The sequence below is a fragment of the Corynebacterium frankenforstense genome (assembly GCF_030211955.1).
Classification (GTDB): domain Bacteria; phylum Actinomycetota; class Actinomycetes; order Mycobacteriales; family Mycobacteriaceae; genus Corynebacterium; species Corynebacterium frankenforstense_A.
Window position 1 is genome coordinate 1 of the sequence record NZ_JASODI010000025.1, and the last position, 19,765, is coordinate 19,765.

18 protein-coding genes are annotated in these 19,765 nt (G+C 72.9%); 13 read left to right on the forward strand and 5 right to left on the reverse strand.

Annotation, left to right across the window (positions count from 1 at the left end):
* Positions 1-269, forward strand: a 269-nt coding sequence (locus QP119_RS10510; protein WP_284775989.1) for an HNH endonuclease signature motif containing protein, incomplete at its 5' end; no start/stop codon positions are given.
* Positions 270-378: 109 nt separating this feature from the next.
* On the opposite strand, the gene QP119_RS10515 is transcribed toward QP119_RS10510, so the two are convergent.
* Positions 379-3,543, reverse strand: a complete 3,165-nt coding sequence (locus QP119_RS10515) for an error-prone DNA polymerase (protein ID WP_284775991.1) — start codon at positions 3,541-3,543, stop codon at positions 379-381.
* 126 nt (positions 3,544-3,669) lie between these two features.
* Here QP119_RS10515 and QP119_RS10520 point away from each other — a divergent pair, with 126 nt between their 5' ends.
* The 9 genes from QP119_RS10520 to QP119_RS10560 all read left to right on the forward strand — a co-directional run bounded on the left by QP119_RS10520 (position 3,670) and on the right by QP119_RS10560 (position 11,367).
* Positions 3,670-4,494 carry a hypothetical protein gene (locus tag QP119_RS10520; RefSeq protein WP_284775993.1) on the forward strand — a complete coding sequence of 275 codons (825 nt, stop codon included), beginning with the start codon at positions 3,670-3,672 and terminating at the stop codon, positions 4,492-4,494.
* A gap of 240 nt (positions 4,495-4,734) precedes the next feature.
* Entirely contained in the window at positions 4,735-5,316 is a 582-nt protein-coding gene (locus tag QP119_RS10525; RefSeq protein ID WP_284775996.1) for a hypothetical protein, read from the forward strand.
* A gap of 198 nt (positions 5,317-5,514) precedes the next feature.
* Entirely contained in the window at positions 5,515-5,937 is a 423-nt protein-coding gene (locus QP119_RS10530) for a hypothetical protein (RefSeq protein ID WP_284775998.1), read from the forward strand.
* A 38-nt stretch (positions 5,938-5,975) separates the two neighbouring features.
* Positions 5,976-6,710, forward strand: coding sequence for a hypothetical protein (locus QP119_RS10535; RefSeq protein ID WP_284776000.1), 735 nt, complete (start codon positions 5,976-5,978; stop codon positions 6,708-6,710).
* Positions 6,711-6,837: 127 nt separating this feature from the next.
* Positions 6,838-6,993 carry a hypothetical protein gene (locus tag QP119_RS10540; RefSeq protein ID WP_284776002.1) on the forward strand — a complete coding sequence of 52 codons (156 nt, stop codon included), beginning with the start codon at positions 6,838-6,840 and terminating at the stop codon, positions 6,991-6,993.
* Positions 6,994-7,705: 712 nt separating this feature from the next.
* The gene (locus QP119_RS10545) at positions 7,706-8,605 is read left to right on the forward strand and encodes a MetQ/NlpA family ABC transporter substrate-binding protein (protein ID WP_284776004.1); all 900 of its coding nucleotides are present in this window, start codon (positions 7,706-7,708) and stop codon (positions 8,603-8,605) included.
* 91 nt (positions 8,606-8,696) lie between these two features.
* Positions 8,697-9,767: a methionine ABC transporter ATP-binding protein gene (locus QP119_RS10550; protein ID WP_284776041.1), complete on the forward strand. Its 1,071-nt coding sequence runs from the start codon at positions 8,697-8,699 to the stop codon at positions 9,765-9,767.
* On the forward strand, positions 9,764-10,441 hold the full coding sequence (locus QP119_RS10555; protein ID WP_284776006.1) for a methionine ABC transporter permease: 678 nt from the start codon (positions 9,764-9,766) through the stop codon (positions 10,439-10,441). The genes QP119_RS10550 and QP119_RS10555 overlap by 4 nt, the downstream gene beginning before the upstream one ends.
* Positions 10,442-10,593: 152 nt before the next feature.
* Positions 10,594-11,367, forward strand: coding sequence for an HAD hydrolase family protein (locus QP119_RS10560; RefSeq protein WP_284776008.1), 774 nt, complete (start codon positions 10,594-10,596; stop codon positions 11,365-11,367).
* Positions 11,368-11,485: 118 nt separating this feature from the next.
* On the opposite strand, the gene QP119_RS10565 is transcribed toward QP119_RS10560, so the two are convergent.
* Complete coding sequence (locus tag QP119_RS10565; RefSeq protein WP_284776009.1) at positions 11,486-12,415, reverse strand: sucrase ferredoxin; 930 nt, start codon at positions 12,413-12,415, stop codon at positions 11,486-11,488.
* A 57-nt stretch (positions 12,416-12,472) separates the two neighbouring features.
* Here QP119_RS10565 and QP119_RS10570 point away from each other — a divergent pair, with 57 nt between their 5' ends.
* Positions 12,473-13,033, forward strand: a complete 561-nt coding sequence (locus tag QP119_RS10570) for an AMIN-like domain-containing (lipo)protein (RefSeq protein ID WP_284776011.1) — start codon at positions 12,473-12,475, stop codon at positions 13,031-13,033.
* Between the two features lie 209 nt (positions 13,034-13,242).
* Here the strand turns inward: QP119_RS10570 and QP119_RS10575 are convergent, their stop codons facing one another.
* From QP119_RS10575 to QP119_RS10585, 3 genes are all read right to left on the reverse strand, one after another.
* Positions 13,243-14,859 carry an inorganic phosphate transporter gene (locus tag QP119_RS10575; RefSeq protein WP_284776012.1) on the reverse strand — a complete coding sequence of 539 codons (1,617 nt, stop codon included), beginning with the start codon at positions 14,857-14,859 and terminating at the stop codon, positions 13,243-13,245.
* A 432-nt stretch (positions 14,860-15,291) separates the two neighbouring features.
* Complete coding sequence (locus tag QP119_RS10580) at positions 15,292-17,004, reverse strand: DNA polymerase Y family protein (RefSeq protein ID WP_284776014.1); 1,713 nt, start codon at positions 17,002-17,004, stop codon at positions 15,292-15,294.
* Between the two features lie 58 nt (positions 17,005-17,062).
* Positions 17,063-17,833 (reverse strand): hypothetical protein, encoded by a 771-nt coding sequence (locus QP119_RS10585; protein ID WP_284776015.1) that lies wholly within the window; start codon positions 17,831-17,833, stop codon positions 17,063-17,065.
* Between the two features lie 55 nt (positions 17,834-17,888).
* Between QP119_RS10585 and QP119_RS10590 the strand changes: the two genes are divergently transcribed.
* Together QP119_RS10590 and QP119_RS10595 are read left to right on the forward strand one after the other, a co-directional pair.
* The gene (locus QP119_RS10590) at positions 17,889-18,317 is read left to right on the forward strand and encodes a hypothetical protein (RefSeq protein WP_284776018.1); all 429 of its coding nucleotides are present in this window, start codon (positions 17,889-17,891) and stop codon (positions 18,315-18,317) included.
* A gap of 67 nt (positions 18,318-18,384) precedes the next feature.
* Positions 18,385-19,743, forward strand: coding sequence for an NtaA/DmoA family FMN-dependent monooxygenase (locus QP119_RS10595; RefSeq protein ID WP_284776020.1), 1,359 nt, complete (start codon positions 18,385-18,387; stop codon positions 19,741-19,743).
* Positions 19,744-19,765 lie beyond the last annotated feature (22 nt).

Consider the following 19,765-nt stretch of genomic DNA (forward strand, 5'->3'; position numbering starts at 1 on the left):
CGGCGGAGTTCTGCCAGGCCGACCACGACACCGCCTGGGTGCGTGGCGGGTTGACCAACATCAACAATTTGACGCCGTTGTGCAGGTACCACAACGGAGCCAACGACGATGACCCTGACGGGCCGGTCCGTCACGGGCGGGTCGAGCGTGACGGGTTGGATGTCTACCGGGTGTTGCCGGGTGGGCGCCGCCAGCGGGATGCCACCCCGACCTTGGCTCGGCGGATGATGACCGAGCAGGCCGCCTGCCGCACCGCCCAGGCCGCTTAGCCAACCGGCGCCTCGGAGGCCCCCGAATCACAAACCCGGCCCACCGGCCGGGTACTTCGGCATGCCCACCATGGGCTACCCTGGGGTGCCTCCGGAGAGAACCACAGAGTCAGCGGAAGTCGCGGGAGCCGGCGCTCAAGGCCTCACCCACCGCGAGCCCCTCGAGCCGGTCGGCCACGAGAGTCACCGCGCCCGAGGCGTTCTGCACGATGCCGCGCACCACCAGCGCCCGCGCCGTGCGCGCGAGCACCTTCTGCCGGTTCCACAACCCCGGCGAGACCATCACGTTCATCAGCCCCGTCTCGTCCTCCATCCCGAGGAACGTCACCCCCGCCGCCGTCTGCGGACGTTGACGGTGCGTGACCACGCCGGCCACGCGCACGCGGGTGCCGTCGTCAATCGAACCCAGGTCCGACGCGGCGACGACGCCCGCCGACGCCAACCTCGAACGCAGCAACGCCACCGGCTGCATGCCGTGGGTCACCCCGGTCGCCGCGATGTCCGCGGCCACCAGATCGAAGGCGCTCATGCCGGGCAGCGCCGGCGCCTCCACCGAGCTCAGCCCCGGCAGCATGCCCTCCTTCTCCGTGGCCGCCACCCCGGCCGCCCACACCGCCTGGCGCCGGTCGACACCGAAGCAGCCCAGCGCCCCGGCCTTCCCCAGCGCCTCCGTCTGCGGCACGCTCAGGTCCGCCCGGCGCGCCAGGTCCGCGACGCCGGTGAAGGCGCGCCCATCGCGCGCGGCGACCACGCGCCCGGCAGCCTTCTCCCCCAGCCCGCGCACCAGGTTCAGCCCCAGCCGGATCACGCCCGGCTCCGGCACCGTCGCCTCGACCGCGCTGGCGGCGACGTCGACGGGCAGGATGCGCACACCGTGGCGGCGGGCGTCGGCGATCAAGGACTGCGGCGAGTAGAACCCCATCGGCTGGGCGCGCAGCAGCCCCGCACAGAACTCCGCCGGGTGGTGCAGCTTGAACCACGCCGAGAAGAACACCAGCGAGGCGAACGACTGCGAGTGCGACTCCGGGAAGCCGTAGGCGGCGAACGCCACGATCTTCGTCCACAGCTGCTCGGCGACCTCCTCAGACAGCCCGCACGTCTCCGCGCACCCGGCGATGAACCGGGCGTGCAGCGCCGCCATCTTCGCCGGCGAGCGCTTCGAGCCCATCGCCCGGCGCAGCTGGTCGGCCTCACCGCCGGTGAAGCCCGCCGCGTCCACCGCGATCTGCATCAGCTGCTCCTGGAACAGCGGGATGCCCAGCGTCTTGCCCAGCGACTTCTCCAGCACCGGGTGCTCAAAGACCACCGGCTCGCACCCATCACGGCGGCGCAGATAGGGGTGCACCGACCCGCCCTGGATCGGCCCGGGCCGGATCAGCGCCACCTCGACGACCAGGTCGAAGAAGCAGCGCGGCTTCAGCCGCGGCAGCGTGGCCAGCTGCGCGCGCGACTCCACCTGGAACACGCCGACCGCGTCGCCGCGCGCGAGCATCTCGTAGACGCCGGGCTCGGCAAGATCCAGGTCCCACAGCCGCACCGTCTCTCCCGTCGAGCCGGCGACCAGGTCGATCATGTGGTGCAGCGCCTCGAGCATGCCGAGGCCGAGCAGGTCGAACTTGACCAGCCCCGCCGCCGCGCACGCGTCCTTGTCCCACTGCAACACGGAGCGGCCCGCCATGCGCGCCCACTCCACGGGCACCACGTCGGCGATCGGCCGGTCGCAGATGACCATGCCACCGGAGTGGATGCCCAGGTGCCGCGGCTGCCCGCGGAACTGCCCGGCCAGCCCGGCGACGTCCGCGGGCGGCTCGGAGAACCCCTTCGACCAGCCGTCGGCCGCGCCCTGCGGGTAGCCGAGCGCCCGCGCGGCGTCGCGCAGCGCCCCCTTGCGCCGGTAGGTGATCACGTTGGCCACCAGCGCGGCGCGCTCGCGCCCGTAGCGACCGTAGACGTACTGGATGACCTCCTCGCGCCGCGTCGACTCGATGTCCAGGTCGATGTCGGGCGGCCCGTCGCGCTCCGGGGAGAGGAAGCGCTCGAAGAGCAGCCCGGCGCTGATCGGCTCGGCGTTGGTGATGCCCAGCGCGAAGCACACCGCCGAGTTCGCCGCCGAGCCGCGCCCCTGGCACAGGATCCCGGCGCGCCGGCAGAACCCCACGATGTCGTCGACGATGAGGAAGTACCCCGGGAAACCCAGTTTCCCGATCACCGCCAGCTCGTGGCGGATCTGCGCCCGCGCCCGTTCGCGCACCCCCGCGTCCCGCGAGGCGTAGCGCTCCCGCCCGCGCCGCCAGGTCAGCTCGGTCAGCCAGCTGAGCTCGTCGTGGCCCTCGGGGGCGGGGAAGTCCGGCAGCCGCGGCGCGACCAGGTCCAGGGTGAAGGCGCACTCCTCGGCGATCGCGACGGTCTGCGCGGCCAGTTCGGGCCGCCCGGGCAGCATCCGCGCGACCTGCGCCCCGCCGCGCAGCCACGGCGCGCCCATGGGGTGCAGCTCGGGCTCGGCCTCGCCGACGGCCTGGCGCCGGGCGAGCGCGCGCTTGGCCGCCGCCAGCCGGCTGGCGCCGCGCCTCGCCGCGGCGGGCCGGGCGCTCACCACGGCGCGCAGACGGTGCCCGTGCGCGCCCACGGCGCGCCGCGCGGCGTCGATAATCTCCTGGTTGTCGGCGTCCTCGGGCAGCATCGTGGCGGGGTACTCGAGGACGACGTTCCCGCCGAAGGCCGCGGTCAGCTCGCCGAGCCGCGGCGCCCAGGTGTGGTCGGCGAGCACGAGGCAGTGCCCGCCCAGGTGTTCGGCGATCGTGGTGAGACCCGGGTAGGCCACCGCGCCCTTCTCGCCGGTGGCCATGTGCGCGTCGGCGATCAGGTGCGACAGCCGCCGGTACCCTTCGGGCCCGCGGCAGATGACGGGCAGCACGCCGGCGTCGAGGCTGAGTTCGGCGCCGAAGACGGTGGGCAGGCCGGCCTCGGCGGCGGCCTCGGCGAAGGCGGCGACCCCGTAGAAGCCGTCGCGGTCCAGGATGCCGAGCGCGGAAAGTCCCAGCTCGACGGCACGTTCGACGAGCTCCTCGGGTTCCGAGGCGCCGCCGAGGAAGCTGTAGGAGCTCACCGCGTGCAGCTCGGCGAAGGGCACCTCGATTGACGACGTCGCGCGCCGCGCCGTGGGCGCGTCCGTCGCGGGCAGGTGGTTGACGGGCACCGGGGTGGGGCCCAGGCGGCCGGAGAGGATGCTTTCGATGCGTGACCAGCTGAGCGCCTCGCCGCCGTTGAACCTCATTGCAGTGATGGTACACCTGTTCGAATACGTGGGGAAGGTTCCCCGTCGCGCGGGTGGGCGGGCGGTGCGGGCCGTAGACTCTGGTGAAGTTGCGACCCGAGGAACTCCCGAGGAAGGAAGTGTGCAATGCGACTGCGCGCGGTGGCGGCGGCGGTGTGTGCGGCGGGCCTGACGGCGGCCCTGGCCGGCTGCTCCGGAGGCGACGAGGGCGGCGGGGACGCGCCGGTGCTCACGGAGGTCTCGGACTCGGGCTCGGCGTCCGCGACGCGGGGCGCCGACGCGACGACGCGGCAGGCAGCGGAGCGGACCTCGGAGATGTCGACCGAGCAGCGCTGCGACCCGGCGACGGTGGCGGCGGCGGGCTTCGAGGGGTACACGTACTCGTCGTTCTGCGACGGGCAGTGGAACCGGGTCGGCGTGCCGCAGACCGATGACGGGCGGCTGCTGCACTGGGAGAACGGCACGTGGGTCGAGTACGAGCGCGACGGCACCACGACGTGGGGGATGGCGCAGGCCTGCTACGACCCGGCGCGGCTGGCGGCCGACGGGATGCCGGCGGAGCTGCGGGCGAAGGTCGCGAAGTGCGACGAGGACCCGGGGCGCTCGCAGGCCTCGAGCAGCACGAGCACCACGCCGCCCTTGACGTCCATCGCGGGGCTGCGGCTGCCGGAGTGCGACGGGCGCGGGATCCTCATCGTCGAGTCCGTGCTGGTCGAGTACGGGGTCAACGCGCAGTCCGTGGTCCACGAGGCCATGGCGCGACACCCGGGCGCACACTCGACCGAGCCCGGGCAGTGCTCCTCGCTGCGTGCCAAGCACGACGGCGCGACGGTCTACCCGATCTACTATGACCACGGCTTCGACGAGGCGGCGCTGTGCGCGGACAAGGCGGCACGCGGAGGCAACGCGCGCACGCTCAACAACGACGGCGACTTCTCCGACCCCTGCTGACCCGGCGGGCCACTCACGTGCGCCACGCGCCCGCACTGACCGCCGACATCGACGATGAAAGAGGAACCGATGAAGCACTCCCCCACCCGCGGGGCCACCACCGGTACCGCCGATACCTGCGGCACGCACAGGGTCCGCACCGCGGGCGCCGTTCGCGCCGTGCTCTTCGTCGGGACCGCCGTGGGGACGATGGCTGTCAGCGCCTGCGCACAGGCTCCGGACCCCGATGAGGCGCCCACCTTGTCCGCCACCGACAAGAGCGCTGGCCGGACCGGCAACCAGACCACGGCGGCGACGGATTCGGCAGAGTCGCCGGGCGCTTCCCCGGAGCCGTCCGACGAGCAGGACAACGACCGGAGCAACGCCGAGTTCGTCGACGTCTCCCCGGAGCGCTTCGCCGCTCCGGGCGGCGCGGCGGACGAGATCGGCATCTTCACCGCGGACATCGGCGCGGACGCCAAGGTGACCTGCACCTTCGGCGACGACCGCGGCACCTACTGCACCGCGGCGCCGGACGACTCGGCCCCGAACCTGGAGGACATGGGCTACCTGCCCTTCACCGGCCGGCCGGGCGCGTTCGCCACCTCCGGCGCAGAGGAGACGCTCGACAGCGACGGCCTCTCGTGGGGAATCCTCGAGGGCGTGCCGCCCGCCGGCGGCGAGCTGCGCCCCGGCGAGCGACTGCAGACGCCGACGGTGACCTGCCAGCTCCCGGACGCCACCCGCCTGGAGTGCGAGAGCAACGGGCGCGCCTTCGCGATCGTCGGCCTCGACCGCCACGTCGAGCCCGACATCACCCTGGCCGAGCACCCCGGCGACTGACCGGCCCGCGGTGCCGCGGCCGACGCTGTCCGACGCAGGGCAACTCCGGCGGGGCGCCCGCCGGACCGAAGCGTGAGCGACGCGTTGAGATGGGGAGCACTCCCTGTTCACGGTGTTATCGCCGATGTACAGGCCATAAAATTGCTGACATAAGCAATTCGGTTGACACCCACGTTGATCCCCACGGAGGCGCTCCCCATGTTCGGCCCACGTAACCACACCCCACGGATCGGCTCGCCGGCCACGGAGTCGGTCGCGTGTCTGGCCGTCACGGCGGGGCTGAGCGGCTGCTCCACCCCCGAGGCCGCCGACGCAGAGGCCGCTGCGACGGTCCGCGCAGGTGACGGGGCGAGCGCCTCGGCGGGCACCGAAAACGTGACGAAGCGCGGCCACGCCCCGGCGCCGACTCTCTCGAAGACCGCCGCGGAGACGCCCCGGCAGGACCGCGCGGCCGCGGCCCCGAGCAACGGCGCATCAAGCACCGACCCTGGCGCCGCCGCGGACGGCGTACCGGAGGGCCTGCGCGCGAAGCTGCTGACCTGCGCCCGACCTGCGCCCGACCTGCGCCCGACCAGCGTTCGACCAGCGTTCGACCAGCGCCTGAACGGCGTCCCCCCGTAATCTCAACCGCACACCCTTGAAAAAGACCGGAGACCGCCTTGACCCGTCGCACCTCCCCCGGCACCGCGCACGCTGCAGCGCAGGAACCCAGATGCCCCGCCGACCGGGATCCCGCACACGGCCCGAACCACCACACGATCGAGCGCGCGGGGACCGTCGGCACCCGCGACCACGCCCCGCGCGCCGGCCGCACTGCCCTGCTCACGGCGCTCGCGGCGGTGGCCTGCGTCGGCCTGGCCGCCTGCTCCGGGGCGCCCGAGGGCGAGGGCCCCGCGCTCCCGGAGGCGACCGGCAGCCTGACGACGGCGACTCCGCAGGCCAGCCCGGAGAACCCGTCAAGCACGGCGCAGCCGAGCCCCGGGGAGACCACCGCGGAGGAGACCACCACACCAGAGACCGACGCCGCCGACGCAGGCGACGCAGGCGAGGACCCCGACGCAGAGACGACACCCGCCATCGCCGACGGCCCGCAGAACTGCGGCGAGGCCGTGCCCACGGACGAGGTCGAGGAGCGGTTCAAGGAGCAGAGCGGGCCGACCGACCCCTACGTCACGGGGATGACCTGCGACCAGGGCCGCGAGGTCCTGGACGACTACCGCAACCTGCCGCCAGGGAACTACGGCAACGCCAACATCCGGAGCTTCGACGGCTGGCAGTGCTCCGCCCCCACCTACGGGCGCATCCAGGAAACCGGCAGGACCATGGGCCGCAGCCGCGAGGACGGGCGCGCCGTCTCGAAGATGCTGCGTTGGGCCGGCCCTCCCGAGCGTTAGCGGGCGTCCCGCCGGGCGCGAACCCATCCGCGCGCCGAGCGCCCGCACTCAGAATCTCCGCAAGAAACCCGCCCGTAGAACACACCGCACACCCGCAACCGAAAAACGGGAAAGCTGAGAACCCCACATGCACCGCTCCCGCATCCTGACCGCCGTCGCCGCCGGCATGCTCGCTCTGATCCCGCTGGCCGCCGGCTGCTCCGGCGACGACCGTGACCCGGCCGAGCCCCAGCTGGCGTCGTCGACCTCGACGACCACCGAGACCACCGCCGAGCACCACTGAGAGCACCTCCGCGGCACCCTCCCCCACCACCAGCGAGGCCGCGCCCGAGCCCGACGAGACCGAGCAGACCGAGCAGGAAGCGGAGGCCGCCCCCACCGCGGGCTCGTGCATCTCCCCCGCGACGGAGGCCGGTCTGCCGGAGCTGACCATCGCGGCCTACTGCGACGGGGTGTGGGCTCAGGTGGCCAAGCCCGGCACCGACGACTTCCGCGTGCTGCGCTGGGACGGCACCTGGCACGAGTACGAGAACCTCGGGCGGATCAAGATGGGGGCTCGCCCAGCAGTGTTACGAGCCCGAGATCGCCGACGCCGACGGCATACCCCAGGAGCTGCGCGACCAGCTCCCGTTCTGCGACTGAGCCAACAGCGTCCGCGCACCACGACGGACACCGGGGCACCCCGCCGCCCGCAGACGATCTTCCTACGTGCGCAATTCACCTCTCAGGAACGCTCCCGCGCGACCAGCCCGCTGACCTGCGCACACGACAACGGCTAGACCGAGCGGTACGCGCAGTGCTAGGGTAACCCCCGAAATAATGAACCGCTTCGTTCATTTTCCGAGACGAGCTGCACGTGCACACGTCACGCGCACCGCGTACCGCACGCCGCGCACCACGCACGGCGCACGGCGCACGGCGCACGGACGCGCAGGGCGCGCGCAACGGGACGTCGGAAATTGGGCGAGGCACGACGAACGTCAAGGGAGCACCCCATGTCCATCCGCCGCACCATCGCCGCCGGCACCGCCGCGATCATCTCCGTCGGCGCCCTCACCGCCTGCGGGGCCTACGACGACGCCCAGGACGGCGCCATCGACGAGAACGCCCCGATCCGCATCGGCACCACCGACTCGCAGAAGGAGGCGTGGCAGGTCTTCGAGGACAAGGCCAAGGACGAGGGCATCGAGCTCGACGTCGTCGACTTCTCCGACTACAACACCCCGAACGACGCCCTCGACCAGGGCCAGCTGGACGTCAACCTCTTCCAGCACCTGAAGTTCCTCGCCGCCTACAACGCCGGCTCCGACGCGGACCTGACCCCGGTCGGCTCCACCGAGGTCATCCCGCTGGCGCTGTTCTGGAAGGGCCACGACTCCCTCGACGGCATCGAGGGCGAGTCCGTCGCCATCCCGAACGACTCGACCAACCAGGGCCGCGCGATCAACGTGCTCAAGCAGGCCGGCCTCGTCGAGCTCAAGGGCGAGGCCCAGCTCGACCCGACCCCGAGCGACATCGACACCGACGCCAGCAAGGTCTCCGTGACCCCGGTCGACGCCGCGCAGTCCTCCGCCGTCTACGGCGAGGGCAAGCCCGCCATCATCAACAACTCCTTCCTCGAGCGCGCCGGCATCGACCCGAACACCTCGATCTACGCCGACGACCCGAGCAACCCCGAGGCCGAGCCCTACATCAACGTCTTCGTGACCAAGGCCGCCAACAAGGACGACGAGCGCATCGCCAAGCTGGTCGAGATCTGGCACTCCGACGAGGTCCAGGCCGCCAACGACCGCGACTCCAAGGGCACCTCGGTCTCCGTCGACCGCCCCGCCTCGGAGCTGCAGGAGATCCTGGACCGCCTGGTCGAGGACCAGAAGAACGCCAACAGCAAGTAGCAGGTAGGCTGCACCGATCGTGACCGACAATCAGCACAACCCCGCCACAATTGGCGACGCCGCGTCGCACGCCGTGGGCGGTTCCGGCGCCGTGGGCGCCGCCTCCGACACCGCCGCCGCGGGCGGCGCCGACCGCCAGGGCACCCGCCTCGAGCTGCGGGAGGTCTCCAAGGTCTTCCCGGGCAAGAAGGGCCACGCCGACGTCACGGCCGTCGACTCCGTGAGCCTGACCGTCGAACCGGGTGAGATCCTCGGCGTCATCGGCTACTCCGGCGCCGGCAAGTCCACCCTCGTGCGCCTGATCAACGGCCTGGACACCGCGACCTCCGGCGAGCTCCTCGTCGACGGCACCGACGTGGTGCCGCTCAAGGAGCGCGACCTGCGCGGTATCCGCCGGCACATCGGCATGATCTTCCAGCAGTTCAACCTGTTCAACTCCCGCACCGCGGCCGGCAACATCGCCTACCCGCTGGAGCTGGCGGGCGTGGGCAAGGAGGAGCGCCGCCGCCGCGTCGCCGAGCTGCTCGACTTCGTGGGGCTCGCCGACCGCGGCGACAACTACCCCGACCAGCTCTCCGGCGGCCAGAAGCAGCGCGTCGGCATCGCCCGCGCGCTGGCCACGGACCCGTCGCTGCTGCTGGCCGACGAGGCCACCAGCGCGCTCGACCCCGACACCACGCAGGGCGTGCTCGACCTGCTGCGCGAGGTCAACCGGAAGCTCGGCATCACCATCGTGGTGATCACGCACGAGATGGAAGTCGTGCGCTCGATCGCGGACAAGGTCGCCGTCATGGAGGCCGGCCGCGTGGTCGAGTACGGCACCGTCTACGAGGTCTTCTCCGACCCGAAGACGGACGTGGCGGCGCGCTTCGTCGCCACGAGCCTGCGCAACACCCCGGACAACGTCGAGGCCGAGGACCTGCTCGCCCGCGACGGCCGGCTGTTCACCATCGACCTGACCGAGGAGTCCGGCTTCTTCGCCGCGGCCTCCGAGGCCCGCGACAACGGGGCGTCGATCGCCATCGTCCACGGCGGGGTGACCACCCTGCAGAAGCACAGCTTCGGCCGCATGACCGTGCGGCTGTCCGGCGACGAGGAGGTCGTCCAGACCTTCTACGAGCGCCTCCGCCACACGACGACGATTGAGGAGATCACGCGATGACCACCACCGTGCTGGCCGCCGACTGGGACCGCATCGGCGACACCTTCCTCGAGGCCATCTGGGACACCCTGGTCATGGTGGCGATCACCCTGGTCGCCGCCGGCATCCTGGGCCTGATCGTCGGCGTGCTGCTCTACACCACCCGACCGGGCGGCATCCTGCGCAACGCACCGGTGTACACGCTGCTCAACGTCCTGGTGAACTTCGTGCGCCCGATCCCGTTCATCATCCTGATCGTGGCCCTGCAGCCGCTGACGCTGACGGTGATGGGCACCTCCGTGGGACGCAACGCGGGCATCTTCGTGATGGTCATCGCGGCGACGTTCACCGTGGCGCGCATCGTCGAGCAGAACCTGGTCTCCATCGACCCGGGCATGATCGAGGCGGCGCGCGCGATGGGCGCGAGCCCCTGGCGGATCATCCGCACCGTGATCATCCCCGAGGCCCTCGGGCCCCTGGTGCTCGGCTACACCTTCATCTTCATCGCGATCGTCGACATGTCGGCGATGGTCGGCTATATCGGCGGCGGCGGCCTCGGTGACTTCGCCATCGTCTACGGCTACCGTGCCTTCGACCCGGAGGCCATGTACGTCGCCGTCCTGGTGATCGTCGTGATCGTGCAGGCCGCGCAGTTCTTCGGCAACTGGCTGTCGAAGAAGATCATGCGCCGCTGATCCCGCAAGTGTCCTGAAACCCCGGCACCGCTCCCCCCGGCGGGCCGGGGTTCCCTCATGCGGTGGCGTCGGCGCGCCACAGCACGGTGGCAACGCGCAGACGGTGAGAAAACGTGCGCGCGGGGCAGGCGCGGCGTCGGTAATCTTGGGGCGTGACGCGCAGACTCATGGCATTCGACCTCGACGGCACCATCCTCTTCGCCGACGGCGTCCGGCCCGCCGACGCCGAGGCCGTCGCACGCTGGCGCGCCGCGGGCAACCTCGCGGTGACCGCCACCGGCAAGTCCATCGCCGCCACCCGCTTCGCCCTCCGCGGCACGGGCGTGGAGTTCGACTACCACGTGCTCAACACCGGCTGCGTGATCACCGACGCCGACTACCGGGTCGTCGAGGCCGACCCGCTCGACACCGCGGTGGTCGCAGCCCTGGCGGATGAGCTAGCCGGCGCCGAGGGCGTGAACCTCTACGCGACCACCCTGGACACCCGCGACCTCATCCTGCACAACGGGGTCGGCGAGGCGACGACCTCGATCCTCGTCGACAACGAGCGCCTCGACGTCGCCGACATCCCGAAGCACGAATTCGTCGGCGCGCCGATCTGGGTGCCCGGCGACCCGGAGCGGATGGGGCGCATCGAGAGGTGGGTGGGCCGCTTCCCCGGGGCCTCCGCGGTGCGCAACCAGGACTTCCTCGACGTGATGCCCGCCGGCACCGGCAAGGGCGTGGGCATCGACCGGCTCATCGGGCACCTGGGCATCGACCCGGTGGTCTACACCGTCGGCGACTCGTGGAACGACATCGGCATGCACCGCCGCGCCGACCACGCCGCCTGCTTCGACTGCTCCCCCGCCGAGGTCAAAAAGGTCTGCGGGACGGTCACCGGGTCCGTCGCCGAGTTCATCGACGCCGTGCTCGCCCACGGCTGACCCGGGACCGCCACAGGGCCGGTGCAGGGCAGCCGCCGCCGGAAGTGGGCGGGCCCGGAACGGTGCAGGCGCAACGCGGGGCGACCGGTACCCCCGACGCGGTCAGCACGGGTCGGGCTCAGAGAGGTTCCACGGCGAGGGCGCGCCAGCCCTTGCCGCGCTTCGGCTCGTCGCCGCAGGAGGAGACCACGCCCTCGTAGGCGACCTTCTCCAGGGCCACGCGCCAGCGCCGCCCGTCCGGCGCCGCGACCTCGCGCACCGCATCAGCGGCCGCTCCGCCCAACGCAACGCCCGTGGCGCCGTCGGGCGCGGCGACGGTGAGGGAACCGGCGGGAGCGGGCGACGGGGCGTCGGCAAGCGCGGCTGCGACGGCGAGCTCGGCGACCTGGCCGGGCCCGTCGAAGCAGCCGCGCCCGCGGTTGCCGGGCAGGAAGAGCTCGCCACGCGCGGCAGCGGCCATCAGCGTCCCGGCCGCCGGCGCGTTGAGGCGCCCGAAGGAGTAGCCCCACGGGAAGAGCAGCATCGACGGGGCGAACCGGTGGCCCTTCGTGTGCGAGGACTCCCAGACCCACTCGCGCGGCTGCGTCGCGTCGAGGTCGTGCGCGAGCGGGCGGCCCTTGATCGCGCAGCACGCGTCGCGCTTCGAGTGCGTGCACACCAGCAGCACCGGGTGCTCGATGCGCAGCGCTCCGTTGCGGCCCGGGCCCGACAGATCGAGGCCCAGGATCGCCTCGGGACCGGGCACCTTGAGCAGCTCGGCGACGCCTTCCGCGGTGAAGAAGAGGTACAGGTGGAACGAGTCGCTGCCGTCCGAGGCGTGGCCGCCGTGCCCGGCGCGCCCGACGCGGCGGATCAGCTGCAGGCCGGCGCCGTACGCCTTCAGGTGCCGCTTGAGGCGCCCCGTCAGATCCTCGCCGAAGGTGCCGCCGTCGAGGACGTCGCGGCTCCAGTGCTCCGGGTACTCGAGGGCGAGGCAGGTCGTCATGGACTTGGCGGTGCCGGGCAGCGCCTCGACCCGCACCTCCGAGCAGCGCGTCAACGGTTCCATGCGAATGAGCCTAGCCTGCACTGCGCGCGATGCGCCCCGGCCGCTACCGTGTAAGCCATGACCCGCCCGCACGCACGCCCGGCCCGCGCCGCGAGCCTGCTCTGCGTGCTCGCGCTCGGCGCCGCTTGCGCCGGGTGCTCGAGTGAGACCGAGGCCCCGGTCACCGGGCTGACGCCGCTGGGCGACGCGAACTCGGCGATGAAGACCGAGCGTCCCGACGGCCCGGCCGGCCTCGCCGTCACCGGCGTGCGCACCGGCCACCACGAGACCTTCGACCGCGTCGTCTTCGACCTCGCCGGCGAGGGCCACCCCGGCTGGTACGTCGACTACGACGAGACCCCGGCCAGTCAGGCCTCGGGGGCGACCGTGACCTACCAGGGCGCGGTGGCGCTCAACGTCAACATCGACGGCACCGCCTACCCCTTCGAGGTCGGCGTCGACGACCCGCACCTGACGCGGGTGGCCGCCCAGGAGGACGGCGTGGTCACCGAGGTCGTGCCCGTGGGCACGCTGGAAGGCCGCTCGCAGTTCGTCGTCGGCCTCGAGCGCGAGGTGCCCTACTCCGTGCAGGTCATCGACGAGCCGACGCGACTGGTCATCGACCTCGTGCGCAGCTGACGCAGTGTGCGCGGCGATTGCCGACGGCTGCGCCGCGCACGTCCCGCGAGCGCGCACCCGCCCGCCTCTGGCGCGCGCCGTGCGCGCACACGGCGCAGCAGGCGCGCGCCTGGCGCGGCAAGCGGCGCAACGACGCCGGAGACGCGGAACGCGCCACGCCGCACGGTGCGGGACCGCGGTGCGTGACGCGCAGCGTCGTCAATCGAAGGTCAGAACACGACGCGCAGGATGGAGACCGTGACGGCCGCGACGACGGCGGACGCCGGCAGGGTGATCACCCAGGCGGCGGCGATCGGCTTCATCAGGTTCCAGTTGGCGGCCTTGTTGACGATGCCCACGCCGAGCACCGCGCCGATGAGGATGTGGGTCGAGGAGACCGGCAGGCCCAGCAGCGAGGACGTCATGACCACGGCGGCCGCGGACAGCTCGGCGGAGAAGCCGCTGGCCGGGTGCATCTCGGTCAGCCCGCTGCCGACGGTCTTGATCACGTAGCGGCCGACGAACCACAGGCCGGAGATCAGGGCGATGCCCATCGCGACCATGACGGCCAGCGGCACCGAGGACTCGGCGGCGATCTCGTTGGTCTTGAGCACGTCGAGCACGGCGATGAACGGCCCGATCGCGTTGGCGATGTCGTTGGAGCCGTGCGAGAAGGCGAAGGCCGAGGCGGTGAAGACCTGCATCCAGCTGAACAGCAGGAACGTCGAGCGCGACAGGTCCTGGCGCTTCAGGGAGCGCGCGAAGATGAACACGGCCATCCACACCACGGCGGCGATCATGCCCATGATGAGGAAGTTGCCGAAGTTCGACAGGTCCAGGTTCAGGTTCTTCAGGCCCTTGAACAGCATCATCGCGGAGATGATGACCGAGCCGCCGGCCGCCAGCAGCGGCACCCACACCTCGAGGGCGTGGTGGGCGTCGACGTCGTCGGCCTCGCGGTCGATGCGGTCGAGCTCGCGGTAGTAGTCGGACTCGAGCTCGTCGGGGTCGTGGTCCGGGTCGGAGTAGGTCGTCGAGTCGCGGACCATCGCGTTGGTGTAGGAGATCTGCTGGATCTCGTTGAGGCGCTCGAAGGCGTTCTTGTGGCGGGTCTTCAGCTCGGCGCGCTCGACCTTGATGTCGCGCAGGCGGGTGTCGGCGCGCTCGTTGTAGACGAGGATCGAGCTCTTGATGGAGCGGAACAGCAGCCAGGCGACCACGCCGCCGAGCACCGGGGAGAGCACCCAGGAGATGGCGATGGTGCCGATCTCGCTCCACTGGACCATCGACCAGCCGCCCTTGCCGGTGATGAAGCCGACGGTCAGGGCTGCGCCGACGATGCCGCCGACGATGGAGTGCGTGGTGGACACGGGCCAGCCCAGCCGGGTGGCCACGAGCAGCCAGATGGCGGCGCCGAGCAGGGAGGCCATCATGATGTAGAGGAACTCCGAGGCGTCCAGGCCCTGGATGGCGTCGAGGTCGACGATGCCGGACCGCACCGTGTCGGTGACCTCGCCGCCGGCGAGCACGGCGCCGCTGACCTCGAAGATCGCGGCGACGACGAGCGCCTGCTTCAGCGAGAGCGTGCCGGCGCCGACGGAGGTGCCGAAGGAGTTGGCCACGTCGTTGCCGCCGATGTTGAACGCCATGAACATGGCGAAGACGATGGCTGTGATCAGGACGATGCGGCTCGCACCGTCGCCGACGAAGTCGAAGGACCACAGCATGAAGATGATGATGGTGACCGCGAAGATGGCGCCGAAGGTCAGGTGCCAGCCCCAGTCGTTGGCCTGGGACGCGAGCGATTCACCGCCCTTTTTCGTTTGAGTCGTTGGTGATGCAGTCATGGGCCCGGTTCCCTTGTCTCTCTCCGGTTTCTCTGAGGGAGGCGGGCCGCCGTCGCCGGTGGGCACCGCCTCCACTGTGCGTGCAGGTTCGACGGTCCGCACGGGGCCGCACCTCCAGGTTGGCCGGACAGCGTGTCCACAGGGACTACCCAGTGTGAAGTCAGGGTTGCGCGCGCGTTAATTCTTCGTGCCGCTTGCCGACGTCCCGTCCGTCCCCGTCGGCAGTTCCCCGCGGCGTGGTGCGCGCGTGGTGCGCGCGTGGTGGCGCACGAGGGTGCGTCCGTGGCCGGGGTGCGCACGTGCGCGTGCGCGCGCGGGCGAGCCATAGCCAATCCGCCATTTGTCGCTCAAATCGTGCACGTGCGCGTGCGCGCGCGGGCGAGCCTGCCGCGGAGGCGCGTGGGCGAGCGCGGGGGCGGGTGACGACGGACTTCAGGTGTAGAGCGCCTCGATGGCCCAGCGGCCCGCGCGCCAGATGAGCAGCCAGGCGTAGGCCGCGCCGTCGGCGCCGTCCCCGCCGGCGACCTGGAGCCGGGCGACGGGCTCGGGGCGGTCGACGGGCCAGGGCCCGGCCCAGCCGGTGACCAGGAAGCGACGCTCGCCCCAGGCCAGCCCGACGGGGGCGGCGCTGAGCTCGGCCTCGGCGGTGACGGTGACGCGGTGTCCGGCGGCGTCGACGAGCGTGACCCTGCTGGCGGGGTGGTTCGGCCCCGCGCCGAGGCGCGCCGGCAGCGGGCCCGGGATGCGGCCGGGCCAGGAGCCCTCCGGCGGCGCCTCGCGGGCCTCGCCGTAGGGCACGAGCTCAATACGTTCGGCCACGCCGCGGCCGCCGATCAGACGCGGCTGGAGCACGGCGTCGGCCCCGAGGGTGGACACGACGCGCTCGACGGCGCGGCGCGCGGCCTCTCCCCCGGTGCGCCGGCCCCACAGGGCGGCGACGGTCTCGGGCTCGGCGACCTCGACCGGGTCGAGCGTCAGCGCGACCAGCCCGTCGTCGGGGTCCGGGTCAGCCGGCGCCAGGTCTGCCGCGGCGACCGGCTCGGCGCCTCCTGCCGAACCGGCGGCACGGGAGGGACGGGAGGCGGAACCGGCACCGCCCACTGCACCGGGCCGCGACGCGTGCGGGTGGCCCGGGGCGGCGTCGAGGGCGCGGGCGGTCAACCAGCCGTCGAGCTGCCAGCGCACCCGGTCGGCGGTGGCGGACTCGGTCAGCGGCTCGCGGGTGCGCCACACGCGTGTCAGCCGCTCGCCGCCGGCGAAGTCCGCGGTCACCCGCAGCCGGTTGCACGCCACCCCGGCCTCGGCGAGGCGCGCGTGCAGGCGCGCGGCCAGCTGACGGGCGGCGAAGGCCGCGGCGTCGACGCGCACCACCGGCTCCGACGGCTCGAGCGCCACGGCCAGGTCCGGGCGCCCGGCCTGCGGGGCGACCAGGCGCTCGCCGGCGGCGGTGGCCACCTCGCGCAGCCGCGCCCCGGCCGCCCCGAACCGGGTGACCACGGCCGGGCCGGGCAGGGCGGCCAACTCCCCGGCCGTGCGCGCCCCGAGGCCGACCAGCGTGGCCGCGGTCTCCCCGTCGCAGCCCAGGGCGACCTCGGCGACGAGCTCGGCGAGCGGCAGCGGGGCCAGGAACTCCCGGGAGGCGCCCGGCGCGACGACCCGGCCGTGCCGGGCGGCGAGCACCGCCGTGGACAGCTCGTCGGCGACCCCGGCCAGGCAGTCCACGCCCCGGCGGGCGGCGGCGTCGAGCAACCGCTCCACCGCGGCGTCCTCGCCGCCGAAGAAGCGCGCCGGCCCGCCCGCAGAGACCACCGCCAGGCCGGGGCGCAGCACCTCGACGCTGGCGGTGACCTCGTCGAGCCCCGCGGCCACCGGCTCGAAGGCGCGCGCGTCGCGGTCGGCGTCGGCCTCGGCGACGTCGAGCTCCGGGCACAGCGCCTGGGCCGCGCGCAGCCGCATGCCGCGGCGGACCCCGGCGGCACGCGCGGCGGTCCCGCAGGCGAGGACGCGGTGCTCGGCGACGACGGCACCCGGGGCCGCAAGCCCCGCGGCCTGCACGGGCCAGTCGGGGAACCACAGCGCGATGACGCGCGGGGCCGCCACTGCCCCGCGCGCCTCGCTCTCCGCACTCGCCGCACTCGCCGTCACGGGGACGATTATCATCTATCGAACACCTGTACGCCAGCGCCGCCGGTCAGGCCCGGACTCAGACCGCGCGCAGCCGCCCGGCGGGACGCCGCGCCCCGCCGACGGCGCCCTCGGCACCCGCGTCGGCCCCGCGCGCGGCGTCGGCAAGCGGGCCCGGGTCACCCAGGCGCAGCACCGTCGAACGCGGCGCAGCCCCGCGCGCTACGGTGCGCACGCCGACCTCGAGCACCCGGATGCGCCCGGCGCCGCGGCCCAGCCCGTCGAAGCCGGTCACGCGCGCGCTCACCCGCGCCAGCGGCGAGGGCACGCGCACCCCGACGGCCAGCAGCGCCGCCGTGCCGCCGCGCAGCCGGGCCAGAAGCGGGCGCGCCGCACGCGGGGTCAGCTCCCTGGCGCCGCGCCAGACGACCAGGTCAAGGCCGTCGACGAGCACCCCCGCCACCGCCGCCGGTTCCGCCCCGGCGCGCGGCACGGCGACCACGCGACCCAGCTCCCCGCCGACCTCGGCGACCCCGGCGAACGAGAGCTCCGGCCAGCCGATGACCCCGACGCTCAAGCCCGCCGCCGTCGCCCGGGCCAGGGCCTCGGCGACCAGCGCGGCGCACCCGTCGAGCTCGGTGACCGCACCGCGGGCCAGCGGCAGGGCGGCGTCCAGGCGCGCGCCGAGGCCGAGCGTGTGCGCGGCGTCGGCCACCGCGGCGTCGGCAATCGAACCCCCGGTGGCACCCGCGCCGCCGGAGAGCGCGGCGACCTTCTCGCGCAGCGCGGCGATGGTGCCGGCGCGGTCGAGCCCCGTCAGCTCCCCGCCACGAACGCCTGTTCTATCCACGTCCGCGATTATCCCCCGCCCGCCGCCCGGGCGTCAACTGGTAGCGTAAGCCCTCATGACCACGGCATACGGCAGCATGCACGCACACCCGACCCCGATCCCCACCCCGCCGGTGGTGCGGCTGGGCACCTCGGCGCTGTTCGGGCTCGCCGTCGCCGTCTTGACCACCCCGCTGCCGCGAGGGGCTCAGGTCGCCGTGATGATCGCCGCCGTCGCCGCCGGCTGCCTGCTGACGTTCTCGCACCCCTACCGCCGCGAGATGCGCGCCTTCCTGGACAAGCGCGGCATCGAGGCCCGCCCGCGCCTGGGCCAGGTGCTGCCGCTGTTTCTGGTCTGGCTCGCGCTCATGCTCGCCCCGCTGCTCGCCCCGGCGGCGACCTGGGTGACGCTGGTGGCTTTCCTCGTCGTCTTCGGCTGGATGTTCTGGGTCTTCCCGCACGTCGACGGCACCCGCGCGCTCGCCTTCGCCGACCCGGAGGACTAGCCCCCTGAACGGGGGTTTTCGAATCAAAAATTTCGCCGGGGGCAGGGCACGGACAAGAATTACCGGCATGTTCCTCTCCGCACTCGACATGCTCGTGCCCACCCACCAGTCCTCCGGCCTGTGGCGCCACCCCGACGCCGAGCCCGAACAGTACCGCGACCTGGACTTCTGGGTCTCCCACGCGCGCATGCTCGACGAGGCCGGCTTCGACGCCCTCTTCCTCGCCGACGTCGCCGGTATCTACGACGTCTACGGCGGCAGCGGCGCGGCCGCCATCCGCGCCGGCATGCAGTACCCGCTGCTGGACCCGATGCCGCTGATCTCCGCGCTGGCGGCTGCCACCCGGCGCCTCGGCTTCGGCGTCACGGCGAACACCTCGTACGAGTCGCCGTACCTGCTCGCCCGGCGCTTCGCCACGCTCGACCAGCTGACCGGCGGGCGCATCGCCTGGAACATCGTCACCGGCTACCAGCCGGGCGCGCTGCGCAACATCGGCGCCCCCGAGCTCGACCACGACACCCGCTACGACCGCGCCGACGAGTTCGCCGAGGTCTGCTACGCGCTGTGGGAGGGCTCCATCGAGCCCTCCGCACTGGTCTCCGACGCGGAGTCGGGCGTGTACATGGACCCGGCCAAGGTGCACCCCATCGAGCACAAGGGGCAGTGGTTCGACGTGCCGGGCGCGGCGGTGAGCCTGCCCGGCCCGCAGCGCACCCCGTTTCTCTTCCAGGCCGGCTCCTCGCCGCGCGGCCTGGCCTTCGCCGCCCGCCACGCCGAGGCGCTGTTCTTCTCCGGCACCACGCCCGACAACGTCGCCCCGCTGGTCACCGAGGCGCGCCGCCTGCTGGCCGAGGAGGGCCGCGCGGACTCCGAGCTGACCACGATCACCTCCGTGACCGCCATCGCCGCCGAGACCGACGCCGCCGCCTTCGAGCGCTACGAGTCCTACCTGCGCTACGTCGACCAGGAGGCCGCGCTCGCGCTCTTCGCCGGCTGGACCGGGCTGGACCTGTCGACCTACGGCCCCGACGACGTGCTCGAGGACGTCGAGATCCAGGGCAACCGCTCCGCGCTGCAGTCCTTCACCAGCCTGGACCCGACGCGCCGCTGGACTGTCGGCGACCTGGCCGCACACATGACCATCGGCGGGCGCGGGCCGGTCTTCGTCGGCTCGGGCGCCACGATCGCCGACGAGCTCGAGCGCTGGCTGCGCGAGTCCGGCGTCGACGGCTTCAACGTCGACTACGCCCTGCGCGGGCCCGACATGCGCGCCTTCGCCGAGCACGTGGTGCCGGTGCTGCGTGCGCGCGGGCTCGTCTCCGCCGACGGTTCGATTGACGACGCCGCGCCGCGCACCCTGCGTGCGCGCGTGACGGGTTCCGACCTGCTTCCGACCACGCACCCCGCGGCGAGGTACCGCCGCTAGCGTGTGGGCCCACGGGGCTGGC

What these genes read in the sequence shown, in the direction of transcription:
- QP119_RS10515 (WP_284775991.1), bottom strand. Translation starts at nt 3,543, where the DNA reads ATGAGGTTCAACGGCGGCGAGGCGCTCAGCTGGTCACGCATCGAAAGC.
- QP119_RS10555 (WP_284776006.1), top strand. Translation starts at nt 9,764, where the DNA reads ATGACCACCACCGTGCTGGCCGCCGACTGGGACCGCATCGGCGACACC.
- QP119_RS10565 (WP_284776009.1), bottom strand. Translation starts at nt 12,415, where the DNA reads ATGGAACCGTTGACGCGCTGCTCGGAGGTGCGGGTCGAGGCGCTGCCC.
- QP119_RS10520 (WP_284775993.1), top strand. Translation starts at nt 3,670, where the DNA reads ATGCGACTGCGCGCGGTGGCGGCGGCGGTGTGTGCGGCGGGCCTGACG.
- QP119_RS10530 (WP_284775998.1), top strand. Translation starts at nt 5,515, where the DNA reads ATGTTCGGCCCACGTAACCACACCCCACGGATCGGCTCGCCGGCCACG.
- QP119_RS10570 (WP_284776011.1), top strand. Translation starts at nt 12,473, where the DNA reads ATGACCCGCCCGCACGCACGCCCGGCCCGCGCCGCGAGCCTGCTCTGC.
- QP119_RS10540 (WP_284776002.1), top strand. Translation starts at nt 6,838, where the DNA reads ATGCACCGCTCCCGCATCCTGACCGCCGTCGCCGCCGGCATGCTCGCT.
- QP119_RS10545 (WP_284776004.1), top strand. Translation starts at nt 7,706, where the DNA reads ATGTCCATCCGCCGCACCATCGCCGCCGGCACCGCCGCGATCATCTCC.
- QP119_RS10590 (WP_284776018.1), top strand. Translation starts at nt 17,889, where the DNA reads ATGACCACGGCATACGGCAGCATGCACGCACACCCGACCCCGATCCCC.
- QP119_RS10575 (WP_284776012.1), bottom strand. Translation starts at nt 14,859, where the DNA reads ATGACTGCATCACCAACGACTCAAACGAAAAAGGGCGGTGAATCGCTC.
- QP119_RS10595 (WP_284776020.1), top strand. Translation starts at nt 18,385, where the DNA reads ATGTTCCTCTCCGCACTCGACATGCTCGTGCCCACCCACCAGTCCTCC.